At 64.7% G+C, this 11,131-nt stretch carries 9 protein-coding genes; 6 read left to right on the top strand and 3 right to left on the bottom strand.

Annotated elements, in window-relative coordinates; genetic code table 11:
* Nucleotides 1-65: 65 nt before the first annotated feature.
* The 6 genes from NFG58_RS05535 to NFG58_RS05560 all read left to right on the top strand — a co-directional run bounded on the left by NFG58_RS05535 (nt 66) and on the right by NFG58_RS05560 (nt 6,841).
* A complete protein-coding gene (locus tag NFG58_RS05535) occupies nt 66-521 on the top strand; it encodes an arsenate reductase ArsC (protein WP_308812402.1) in 456 nt (151 codons plus the stop codon).
* Nucleotides 522-593: 72 nt separating this feature from the next.
* Entirely contained in the window at nt 594-1,610 is a 1,017-nt protein-coding gene (locus NFG58_RS05540) for an ArsJ-associated glyceraldehyde-3-phosphate dehydrogenase (protein WP_222515449.1), read from the top strand.
* Complete coding sequence (gene arsJ / locus NFG58_RS05545; protein ID WP_348827726.1) at nt 1,603-2,865, top strand: organoarsenical effux MFS transporter ArsJ; 1,263 nt, start codon at nt 1,603-1,605, stop codon at nt 2,863-2,865. Before NFG58_RS05540 ends, arsJ begins: the two co-directional genes overlap by 8 nt.
* 239 nt (nt 2,866-3,104) lie before the next feature.
* A complete protein-coding gene (locus tag NFG58_RS05550) occupies nt 3,105-3,458 on the top strand; it encodes a metalloregulator ArsR/SmtB family transcription factor (protein ID WP_348827727.1) in 354 nt (117 codons plus the stop codon).
* 180 nt (nt 3,459-3,638) lie between these two features.
* Nucleotides 3,639-5,990 (top strand): glucose/quinate/shikimate family membrane-bound PQQ-dependent dehydrogenase, encoded by a 2,352-nt coding sequence (locus tag NFG58_RS05555; protein ID WP_348827728.1) that lies wholly within the window; start codon nt 3,639-3,641, stop codon nt 5,988-5,990.
* A 233-nt stretch (nt 5,991-6,223) separates the two neighbouring features.
* A complete protein-coding gene (locus tag NFG58_RS05560) occupies nt 6,224-6,841 on the top strand; it encodes a hypothetical protein (RefSeq protein WP_348827729.1) in 618 nt (205 codons plus the stop codon).
* A gap of 87 nt (nt 6,842-6,928) precedes the next feature.
* On the opposite strand, the gene NFG58_RS05565 is transcribed toward NFG58_RS05560, so the two are convergent.
* The 3 genes from NFG58_RS05565 to NFG58_RS05575 form a co-directional block, all read right to left on the bottom strand.
* Complete coding sequence (locus NFG58_RS05565) at nt 6,929-8,191, bottom strand: hypothetical protein (protein WP_213230347.1); 1,263 nt, start codon at nt 8,189-8,191, stop codon at nt 6,929-6,931.
* A gap of 248 nt (nt 8,192-8,439) precedes the next feature.
* Nucleotides 8,440-9,804 carry an APC family permease gene (locus tag NFG58_RS05570; RefSeq protein WP_348827730.1) on the bottom strand — a complete coding sequence of 455 codons (1,365 nt, stop codon included), beginning with the start codon at nt 9,802-9,804 and terminating at the stop codon, nt 8,440-8,442.
* Nucleotides 9,805-10,098: 294 nt separating this feature from the next.
* Complete coding sequence (locus tag NFG58_RS05575; protein WP_108131523.1) at nt 10,099-11,130, bottom strand: histone deacetylase family protein; 1,032 nt, start codon at nt 11,128-11,130, stop codon at nt 10,099-10,101.
* Nucleotide 11,131 lies beyond the last annotated feature (1 nt).

Consider the following 11,131-nt stretch of genomic DNA (forward strand, 5'->3'; position numbering starts at 1 on the left):
ACGGTCACGGAATTGACATCCTTGTCTCGTATATATGAAATTCCATATATCCTGAGGCGCCCCCGATGACGATGTCACAAGAGTCCCGCAAGCAACGCGTGCTGTTTCTGTGTCACGCCAATTCCGCTCGCTCGCTGATGGGCGAGGCGCTGCTGCGCCACCTGGCCGGTGATCGCTTCGATGCCTTCAGCGCCGGTACCGAGCCGGACGAGCCGCATCAGAAGACGCTGGCCGCGCTCAAGGAGCAGTCCATCAGCACCGAGGGGCTCGCCAGTCAGTCCCTCGACAGCTTTGAGGGACAGCACTTCGATGCCGTCATCGTGCTTTGCGACAAGGCCCAGGAAACCTGTCGCGACTGGGAGGGCAGTCGCGACGAGCATCTCTATTGGGATATCCGTGATCCCCGTGGCATCGAGCGTGACAACGCCTACGCCCAGGCGCTTCAGGAAATCCGCGTGCGCCTGATGCTGTGGCTGCAGATCAAGGATCGTGATCGCGCCCGCCACCTGGCCGACGATTGATGGCGTAACCCTCTGTCGGCAGAGCCTGGCGGGTGCCGGGGCGCGATACTCACTTTCTAAAGCGAGACTTTCATGACACTACGTATCGGTATCAATGGTTTCGGACGGATCGGCCGCCTGGTGGTTCGCAGTCTGTGGCCGCGTATCGCCGCCGGGGAGGTCGACCTGGTTCGCGTCAACGATCCCGGTGGTGACGCCGCCACCTTCGCCCACCTGCTGGAGTTCGATTCGGTGCACGGCCACTTTTCGCCTGAGGGCGGGATCAATGGCGAGGGCGAGCAGCTGAACCTCGACGGTCGCGCGGTGGCCTTCAGCGGAGCAAGCGTTCCGGCCGACGCGGACTGGTCCGGCTGCGACGTGGTGATCGAATGCTCCGGCAAGCACAAGACTCTGGACAGGCTTCAGGCCTATCTCGACCAGGGCGTGCGGCGCGTCGTGGTCAGCGCGCCGGTCAAGGAGGAGGGCGTGCTCAACGTGGTCATGGGGGTCAACGACGATCTCTACGAGCCCGAGCGTCACCGCATCGTCACCGCCGCCAGTTGCACCACCAACTGTCTGGCCCCGGTGGTCAAGGTGATTCAGCAGCGTTTCGGAATCCGTCATGGCTCCATGACCACGGTGCATGACATCACCAACACCCAGACCATCCTCGACGCGCCCCACAAGGACCTGCGTCGGGCGCGGGCCTGTGGCATGAGCCTGATCCCGACCACGACCGGGTCGGCCAAGGCAATCACCGCGATCTTTCCCGAGCTCGAGGGCAAGCTCAATGGCCACGCCATCCGCGTGCCGCTGGCCAATGCCTCGCTCACCGACATGGTCTTCGAACTTGAGCGCGAGGTGACGGTGGATGAGGTCAACGCCGCCCTGCTCGAGGCCGCCGAAGGGGAGCTTGCCGGCATTCTCGGCTACGAGGAGCGCCCGCTGGTGTCCATCGATTACCGCACCGACCCGCGCAGCTCGATCATCGATGCGCTGTCGACCATGGTGGTCAACGCCACCCAGCTCAAGCTCTACGCCTGGTACGACAACGAGTGGGGCTACGCCAACCGCACCGCAGAGCTGGCGCTGAAGGTGGGTCGTGGCTGAATCGTTGATGGCGCGGGTGAAGGCGCTGCCCTTCGAAATCCGCCAGTACCTGCTGATCACCGGCAACTACTGGGCCTTTACCGTTACCGACGGCGCCCTGCGCATGCTGGTGGTGCTGCACTTCCACCAGTTGGGCTATTCGCCCCTCGAAGTGGCGATGCTGTTCTTGTTCTACGAAGCCTTCGGGGTGATCACCAACCTGGTGGGGGGCTGGCTCGGAGCACGGCTGGGCCTCAATCGCACCATGAATCTGGGACTCGCTCTGCAGATCGTGGCGCTGGCCATGCTGATGGTGCCGTCCTCGGCGCTGAGCGTGGCCTGGGTCATGGCGGCCCAGGCTTTGTCGGGCATCGCCAAGGACCTCAACAAGATGAGCGCCAAGAGCGCGGTCAAGGTACTGGTGCCCGCCGAGAGTGCCTCGGCAAGCTCTACCCTGTATCGCTGGGTGGCGATCCTGACCGGCTCCAAGAACGCGCTGAAGGGGGCCGGTTTCTTCCTCGGCGGCCTGCTGCTGACGCTGATCGGCTTTCGTGGTGCGGTCATCGTCATGGCGGTGATGCTGCTGGCGGTGCTGGTCCTCTCGCTGGTTCGCCTCAAGGCCGATCTGGGGCGCGCGAAGCGCAAGCCCAAGTTCTCCGAGATATTTTCCAAGTCCCGCGCGATCAATGTCCTGTCGGCCGCGCGCCTGTGTCTGTTTGCCTCCCGGGACGTCTGGTTCGTGGTGGCCTTGCCGGTGTTTCTCTATGACCAGCATGGCTGGAGCCACTGGACGGTGGGCGGGCTGCTGGCGATCTGGGTGATCGGCTACGGGGGAGTCCAGACCCAGGCGCCCCGGCTGACCTCGCTGATGGCAGGAAGCCAGCGGCGCACGACGGTATTCTGGGCGCTGGCCCTGGCGGGGCTGCCAGCCCTGCTGGCGGTGCTGCCGCTGGCTCAGGTGGGCTGGCTGGTGGTGGGCCTGTTGCTGTTCGGGGTGCTGTTCGCCATCAATTCGAGCTGGCACAGCTACCTGATCGTGCACTACGCCCGCGCCGAGGGTGCCTCCATGGACGTGGGCTTCTATTACATGGCCAACGCCATGGGGCGCCTGCTCGGCACCTTGCTGTCGGGCTGGCTGTATCAAAGCCAGGGGCTGTCGGCCTGCCTGTGGGTGTCGGCGGCGCTGGTGCTGGCCAGCGCCCTGATGGCACTGGCCTTGCCCGGCGATGGTGAGCCTGAGCCCTCAGCCGCTGACGACGAGGCAAGGCCCGCTTAGGGCTTGTCTGAAAAGTGCCTACGCTCGGTAATACGGCGTTAAAAATCGGATCAACATGCTCATTTACACCCCGTAAACTGCGCTGTCTCACCGATTTTTGCCTTGTCTAACCTTCGCTCGCCGACTTTTCGGACAGAGCCTAGGATAGTCGGCCTGCGGAGGTACCCCGTGGCGCTGAACGAAGAAAGCCGCTGCCCAGGGAAAAAAGATGAACAGGCAAAGATGAACAGGAAACGTCGATGATGTCGCTGGACCCGTTACGCCTCTACAAGTGCCTGTCGGAAGAGACGCGCCTGTCGATCATGCTGTTGCTGCTGCAGGAAGGAGAGCTCTGCGTCTGCGAAATGACCGCGGTGCTCGAGGTGTCGCAACCCAAGGTGTCACGCCACCTGGCAGAGCTGCGTCGCTGTGGGTTGCTCCAGGATCGTCGCGATGGCCAGTGGATCCACTACCGGCTGAGCGCCGAGCTGCCCGACTGGGCGCTCGACTGTCTCGAAGCCGGCGCCCAGGGGCGACGGGCCGAGCTTGAGGCATTGCACGCAGGACTGGCCAGGATGGGGGATCGTCCGCAGCGCTGCGAGAGCCTCTGCTGAGGCGCCGTTGCCTTCCATGGTCATCCTGATCGCCTTGCCCGGCCTTTGAAAAGACGCAGGCAACTTGCCTGTATGACAAGAAGAGGGCCTACACTGAAGCTGTGCACCGGCATGTTAATTCTCATGCTAATCAATTAATATGCCGGCCACTTAAACGATTCAGCGCAAGGACCTTGGATCATGATCATCTACTCCCTCATCTTGTTGTTGGTGGGGCTTTCGCTATTGGGGGGCGGCGCCTGGCTGGTCACCCTGGGTGGAAGCTGGTACTACGCCCTGGCCGGTCTGGTGCTGATCGCGGTGGGCGCCATGGCGCGCTCCCGTCGCGTGCCGGCGCAGCTGCTTTACGCCGGGCTGCTTATCGCCACGGCCGCCTGGGCCCTCTGGGAATCCGGCTACGACTGGTGGCCGCTGGCCACCCGCATGGGCCTGTTGATGCTGCTAGCCATTCCGCTGCTGTGGCCGCCGCGTGCCGGCAAGCGTCTGGGTACGGCGGTGCTGCTGCCGGTCTGGGCGGTGCTGGGTGTAGGCCTGCTGGGTAGTCTGGCGGTGGACGCTCATCGCATCGAGGGGCGACTCAACGAGGACGAGATCGTCCAGTCACCCAAGCTTGGCGATTCGCCGGAGGCGAGCTGGCATGCCTACGGCCGCAGCAACCTGGGTCAGCGCTACTCGCCGCTGGACCAGATCACCCCGGACAACGTCGGCGAACTGGAACTGGCCTGGCAGTACCAGACCGGTGACAGGAAGGGCCCCGACGACGTCGGGGAGACCACCTACGAGGCCACGCCACTCAAGGTCGGCAATGCGCTGTTTCTGTGTACGCCGCACAACTGGCTGGTGACGCTGGACGCCGATAGCGGCGAGAAGCTTTGGCAGTATGACGCCAAGGTGCCGGCGGAAAGCTCACGCCAGCACCAGACCTGTCGCGGCGTCTCCTACCTGCCGCCGGCATCCGGCGATGGCGATAGCCTCGACGTCGCGGCGGCGAGCCAGCCGGCCGAGGCGCTGGAGCCGATCCAGTGCGACGCCCAGCTGTTCATGCCGACCTCCGATGCGCGCCTGCTGGCCGTCGATCCGGCCACCGGTGCCCGCTGCGCCAACTTCGCCGACAACGGCGAACTGGACCTGATGCACAACATGCCGTTCACCCAGTCCGGCTTCTACTACTCGACCTCGCCCCCCGTGGTGGCCAATGGCCTGGTGGTGGTAGCCGGGGCGGTCAATGACAACTACGCCGTCGATTCACCCTCCGGCGTGATCCGCGCCTACGACGCCAGGACCGGCGAGCTGCGCTGGAACTGGGATTCCGGCAACCCGGACGAGACCGCGCCGATCGGCGAGGACGAGACCTACGCCACCAGTTCCCCCAACAGCTGGGCGGTGGCCAGCGCCGACGAAGAGCTGGGGCTGATCTACTTCCCGATGGGCAACCGGACCCCGGACCAGCTCGGCCACTTCCGCAGTGAGGCCGAAGAGAAGTTCGCCACCTCGGTGGTGGCGCTGCGTCTGGACAGCGGCCAGGTTGAGTGGGTCCAGCAGTTCGTCCACCACGACCTGTGGGACATGGACACCCCGGCGCAGCCGAGTCTGGTCGACCTGGAGACCGACGAGGGCATGCAGCCCGCGCTGGTGGTGCCGACCAAGCAGGGGGACGTCTACGTCCTCAACCGCGCCACCGGCGAGCCGATCTTCCCGATCACCGAGGAGCCGGCACCGCAGGGCACCATCGAAGGCGACTACGCGGCACCGACCCAGCCCAGGTCTGCCCTGAGCTTCCGTCCGCCGAAGCTGCGCGAGGCCGACATGTGGGGAGGCAGCCTGATCGACCAGATGGTCTGCCGTATCCAGTTCCGCTCGCTGCGCTACGAGGGTCAGTACACCCCGCCGTCCGAGCAGGGCACCATCGTCTTCCCCGGCAACTTCGGCGTCTTCAACTGGGGTAGCCTGGCGGTGGACCCCAAGCGCCAGGTGATGTTCGGCATGCCGCTGTATCTGGCCTTCACCAGTACCCTGGTGCCCAAGGACGGCGCCGAACTCGGCGAGACCAACCAGGGTGAGCAGGGGCTCAACGAGAACGCCGGTGCCGACTATGCGGTGGAGATGAAGCCGTTCCTGTCGCCGCTGGGCATTCCCTGTCAGCAGCCGCCCTGGGGCTACGTGGCCGGCACCGACCTGCGTACCGGTGAGGTCGCCTGGCAGCACAAGAACGGCACCATCGAAGACATGACAGCGCTGCCGCTGCCCTTCGAGATGGGGGTGCCGGGTATCGGCGGTCCGATCATCACCGACGGAGGAGTGGCCTTCCTGGCGGCGTCCGTGGACGACTACTTCCGTGCCTACGACCTGACCACCGGCGAGCAGCTGTGGGAGTCGCGGCTGCCAGCCGGCGGCCAGGCCACGCCGATGACCTACCTCAACAGCCAGGGCGAGCAGATGGTCGTGCTGGTGGCCGGGGGGCATGGCTCGATCGGCACCACCATCGGTGACTACGTGATGGCCTACAAACTGCCGGATCAGGCGTCACAGTAAGCGAGCAGGGTGGGGAGCCGAACATTCGGCTCCTGCCCTGAAACCACGCCGTTGCAGCAAGAGCCCCCGTCGGATGCCCGTCGGGGGCTCTTGCTTGTGTCACAAGGTGGCCGACAAGGGTGCGGCAAAACACCCGCTACCGGCCATAATAAAAGATTCAGATAATGGGGATCTTTGTGCCGCTTCGGGATCGAGTGTCTCGACGGCCTACCGCCAGGGACAGGGAGAAACGCATGTCAGATATCGCCCTCTACGTGATGATCTACGCGGCCGTGCTGATGTCGATCTATCAGGTCTACTACATCTACTACGAGCAGCACTTTGCCGACTTCGAAAAGCGTCCCGGAATGGACGCCGAGGCGCTTGAGGAGCTGTCGCGGCTGGCCGAGCAGGCCAGGAATACCGGTGATCGCGAGGCCTTTGCCCGGGCGGTGAACGAGCGCTTCGATGGCCGCGTCGACCCCAGGGTAGCGCTGGCGGCCTTTTCCCGGGACGACGAGCCGGTCAATGCCGCCATGCTGCTACGCCGCCGTCGCCAGATCGTCACCAATGGGCGCATCATGGTCCGCCATCTGGCGAGCTGGACGACCCGCCCGCCGAGCCGGGACCTGCGTGGCACCCTGATCATCGTGATCATCGCGCTGTGCCTGTCGGTGCTGGGGCTGGGTGGGCTCAGCGTCTATACCATCGGCTATGAACTGGGCTCACCGGCGTTCGCCTGGGCCAACGATCCCGCCGTCCTGCTTTCGTTGATCGCGCTGTTGATCGTCGCTACCCACCTGGTCTACAAGCTGGACGTCTACCTTCACGATCTCTACGAAATCGGCAGGCTGAATCCGCACTTTCGCTAGGGCTAGCCTGAAAAGTGCCCGTGCTCGACGACTATTCGGGCAGGGCTCCAGGCGTCGCCGTATCTGCCGTCTTCCAGTGCCACAAGGCTAGCCGTCTTCCAGCACCACCAGGCCGTAGCTGCCGAGCTCCGGCAGTCCGCCTGCACTGGTGCGCAGTGATAGACCACCATCCTCGGCGACATCGAAGGCCATCACCTGGCCGGTGTTGCCGACCAGCTGATAGAGGGTGTCGCCGTCGGGGCTCAGCGCCATGTCCGAGAAGAACAGCAATTCGCCGTCGTCCTTGTAGGCGGTAGCATCCTCGAGGGCGATGCTGCCGTCCGGTTTGACGCTGTAGCGGCTGATGGAACTCGACAGGGCGTTGGCGGTGTAGAGGGTATCGCCGTCGGCGTTCAGCGCGACCCAGCAGTTGGCGATCTCGCCTCCTTCCATGGCGGCGCCGGTCAGGGCGTCGGCGGTCTTCAGGGTGAGTCCGCCCTGATCATCCAGCACGTAGCTCGAGACCGAGCTGGTCTGCCAGCTGTAGAGTGGGCTCTGGGGTACCTTGTCGGCCTCCTCACGCAGGCCGAATTCCGGCGTCAGGAAGCGTGCCTCCGACATCAGCAGGGTCTCGCCCTGGTCCCCCTGGCCGATGGCGAAGCCCACCGGTATGGCGTGGAAGCGTTCGGCCGGCGCACGCGGGCTGTCCACGCTGGCGATCGGATCGGCGGACAGACCATCGTCACTGACCGCAAAGCTGTGAATCTTGCCGGTCACCAGCTCGTTGACGATGACGAAGGCTCCGGAACGCGAGAAGGCGATGGTCGAGGGGCGGGCGCCCAGGTCGCGCCGGCTGCCCTGGATCGCGATCAGTCCTTCGGGGGTGTGGCGATACAGCGCGATGGAGCCGGCCTGGTTGCTGTCACCCACGCTGGCGGAGGCGACCAGGTGGCCGTGGATGGCGACAGAAATCGGGAAACGGTCCGAGGCCGTCACGCTGTTGACGGCCTGAAGGCTGCCGTCGGGGGCGCGGTTCATCAGGCTGAGGGTACCGTCGCCTGGGTTGACCGCCACCATCCAGCCGCCGTCCGCGGAGGCCGCGATGGCGTTGGCGGAGATCAGGGGGTCATCGCCGTTGGCCAGCGGGTGGTCAGGGTTCTTCTCCAGAGCCGGAATCTCCAGATCACCGGTACCAAGGCCCCCGGTGGGATACTCGGAGGCTAGGGAAAGCGTGCCGTCATCGTCGGCATGGAAGGCGGCGACCGAGTTGCCTTCGGTCTTGTTGGTGACCACGTAGATCGTTTCTGCCGCCAGGCAGGTGGACAGCGGGGCAAGTGTCAGCAGCATCAGGGTGGGCAGGCGTAGCGTCATGGGCGGGGCTCTCCATGGGAAGGGACTCTCGATAGCTGTCTCTTACCTTAGGGCAGTCCTGCAGCGGTGCTCTTCATGGCTGTGCCTTGCCACAACACGGCCGGAAAAAAGGTCGATGTGATGCCTCGATGCGCGATCTTGCAAGGTTTGTGGTGCGCCAAAGAAGAGCGCCGACATCCCGGGATGTCGGCGCTGTGGGCAGGGGCTGTAAACCGCGACGCTCTGATCGGAGGCGCCGCGGTCAGCGCTCAGTTTTCCTTGAGCTCCAGGTCCGGTACTTCGACCTTGAACAGGCGGGTCAGATAGAGCAGGTAGGCAAAGCCGACGGCGACCCAGGTGAGGCCCACCTGGAAGGTGTTGAGCGACAGACTCGACCACAGCCAGATGGTCAACAGGAAGCCGACGCTTGGCATGACGCCGTAGCGCAGCAGGTTCTTGGGTTGCATCAGGTGCTCATCCACCAGGTAGTGCTTGATCACCGAAAGGTTGACGAAGGAGAAGGCGACCAGGGCGCCGAAGCTGATCATGGTGGCGGCCAGCTCCAGGCTGATGACCAGCGCCATCAGCGAGATGGCGCCGACGATCAACGTCGACCCCAGCGGGGTGCCGTAGCGCTGGCTGAGCTTGCCGAAGACCTTGGGCAGGACCTGGTCGCGGCCCATGGCGAACAGGATCCGGGAGACGCTGGCCTGGGCGGCCATGGCCGAGGCGAAGCAGCCTGCCACGTAGGCAGCGGTGAAGAAGGCGACCAAAAAGCCCCCGCCGGCGCGGCGCATCACGTCCACCGCGGCCGAGTCGGCGCTGCCGAAGTTGTGATAGTCGGGAAACACCAGATGCCCGACCCAGGAGGCCAGAATGAACAGGCCGCCGCCGATCAGGGTGCACAGCATGATGGCGCGGGGAATGTCACGCTTGGGCTCGCGGGTTTCCTCGCACAGGGTCGAGACGGCGTCAAAGCCAAGAAACGACAGGCACAGGATGGCGGCACCACCGACGATGGTGGTCCACTGGAGCCCTTCGCTGTGGAAGGGCGCCAGCAGCGAGGGGGCTTCGCCACCGGCGATGACCTTCAGCGAGATGGCGATGAAGGTGGCCAGAAAGACGAACTGAAAGCCGATGATGATCAGATTCATCTTGGCCACCAGCTTGATGCCCAGGATGTTCAGCGCGGTCACGGCGACGATGGCAGCGACCACCCAGACGCCCTGATCGATGGCGGGGAAGACCTCCTTCATGTAGATCCCGATCACCAGGTAGTTGATCATCGGCAGGAAGATGTAGTCGAGCAGCAGCGCCCAGCCCACCATGAAGCCCACACGGCCACCGAAGGCGCGGCGTGTGTAGGTGTAGGCGGAGCCGGCGGTAGGGTAGTGCTCGACCATCTTGCCGTAGCTGTAGGCGGTGAAGAACATCGCCGCCAGGGTGATGACGTAGGCCATGGGCACATGGCCGCCGGTGGTTTCGGTGACCACGCCGTAGGTGGTGAATACGGTCAGCGGCACCATGTAGGCGAGGCCGAAGAACACCAGGGCGGGCAGGCCCAGGATGCGCTTGAGGCCGCTGTCCTGGCCGTCGGGGGCCTCGGGGAGGCTGGAACGTCGTTGTTGTGTCATGGGTCGGTTCCTGTTGTTGCTGTTGTTGTTCTGAGCGCGGCTCAGGGCGTGGTCTACCGCCCGTTTCAGGTTGCCGTCGTCGATGCGGTCTGGCGGCTGCGTCGGGGGAGACGTTTCGCCGAGCCGTGCACGGTCCCCGTGGCAAACCAGTATGGGAAACCGGCGGTGCTCGCGTGGCGCTGACGCCCGTCCGGGACAAGCGACCTACTGATGTCGTACGGGGCGTCGAGCGTTTTCGTCGAATCGGTCGTGCCTTGTGCCTTGTGCCTTGTGTCTTGTGCCGTGTGCCGGGGCTCAGGCGTTGTCGAAGCCCTTGAGCACGTTGATCGCATTGACCCCGATTTCTTCCACCGCGTAGCCGCCTTCCATCACGAATAGTGTGGGCAGACCGATGCGCTTGAGGCGGGCGCCGATGTCCAGGTAGTCGTCGCTTTGCAGGGTGAAGGAGCTGATCGGATCGTTCTCGAAGGTGTCGACCCCGAGGGCGATGATCAGCATGTCCGGGGCGAAGTCCCTGACGCGCGCGATGGCGTCATCCAGCGCCTGCGCCCAACGGGCGTAGTCGGTGCCGCTGGGCAGGGGGTAGTTGACGTTGTAGCCCTCGCCCTCACCTCGTCCGGTCTCGTTGGCGAAGCCGAGAAAGTAGGGGAACTCGTCCATGGGGTCGCCGTGCAGCGAGAGAGTGAGCACGTCGCTGCGCTCGTAGAAGATGTCCTGGGTGCCGTTGCCGTGGTGGAAGTCGATGTCGAGGATGGCGACCCGCTGGTGGCCCCGGTCCAGTGCCCGCTGGGCGGATACCGCCACATTGTTGATGAAGCAGTAACCGCCGTACTGGTCCCGCGCGGCGTGATGGCCGGGCGGTCGGCACAGGGCGAAGGCTGGCGCGCCGCTGTCGAGCACCTGGTCCACGGCGGTCAGGGCGATGTCCTTGCTGAGCAGGGCCGCCTCGAAGGTGTCTGCGTTCAGCGAGGTTTCTCCGGCCAGGGCGTAGTAGCCAAGGCGGCCCTCGATATGGCGGGGTATGGGGCCGCCGGGCATCCGCCGTGTCGGCCAGATATTGGGAATCGCTTCGCCTTCGTAACCGGCCGCCTGCCAGTCGCGCCAGGCAACCCGCAGAAAGTCGATGTAGTCCGCGTCATGGATGGCCAGCACCGGCTCCAGTCCATGCTCGTCGGGGCCGCGGATCTCGCCGATGGACTCGGTCCTGGCGCGTTCGATGATGTAGTCCACCCGCTCGGGACACTCGAAGGGCGCGACCAGTTGGCCGGCAAACAGCTCGGTGAGAGTGCGACGGTCGCGGGTGGCGTCGCTATGAACGATCAACATG

It is taken from the genome of Halomonas sp. RT37 (genome assembly GCF_040070525.1).
GTDB lineage: Bacteria > Pseudomonadota > Gammaproteobacteria > Pseudomonadales > Halomonadaceae > Halomonas > Halomonas litopenaei.

Bases quoted from the DNA above. Each gene is read 5' to 3' on its own strand.
- NFG58_RS05535 (WP_308812402.1), top strand. From the start codon at position 66: ATGACGATGTCACAAGAGTCCCGCAAGCAACGCGTGCTGTTTCTGTGT.
- NFG58_RS05540 (WP_222515449.1), top strand. From the start codon at position 594: ATGACACTACGTATCGGTATCAATGGTTTCGGACGGATCGGCCGCCTG.
- NFG58_RS05550 (WP_348827727.1), top strand. From the start codon at position 3,105: ATGATGTCGCTGGACCCGTTACGCCTCTACAAGTGCCTGTCGGAAGAG.
- NFG58_RS05555 (WP_348827728.1), top strand. From the start codon at position 3,639: ATGATCATCTACTCCCTCATCTTGTTGTTGGTGGGGCTTTCGCTATTG.
- NFG58_RS05560 (WP_348827729.1), top strand. From the start codon at position 6,224: ATGTCAGATATCGCCCTCTACGTGATGATCTACGCGGCCGTGCTGATG.
- NFG58_RS05565 (WP_213230347.1), bottom strand. From the start codon at position 8,191: ATGACGCTACGCCTGCCCACCCTGATGCTGCTGACACTTGCCCCGCTG.
- NFG58_RS05570 (WP_348827730.1), bottom strand. From the start codon at position 9,804: ATGACACAACAACGACGTTCCAGCCTCCCCGAGGCCCCCGACGGCCAG.
- NFG58_RS05575 (WP_108131523.1), bottom strand. From the start codon at position 11,130: ATGTTGATCGTTCATAGCGACGCCACCCGCGACCGTCGCACTCTCACC.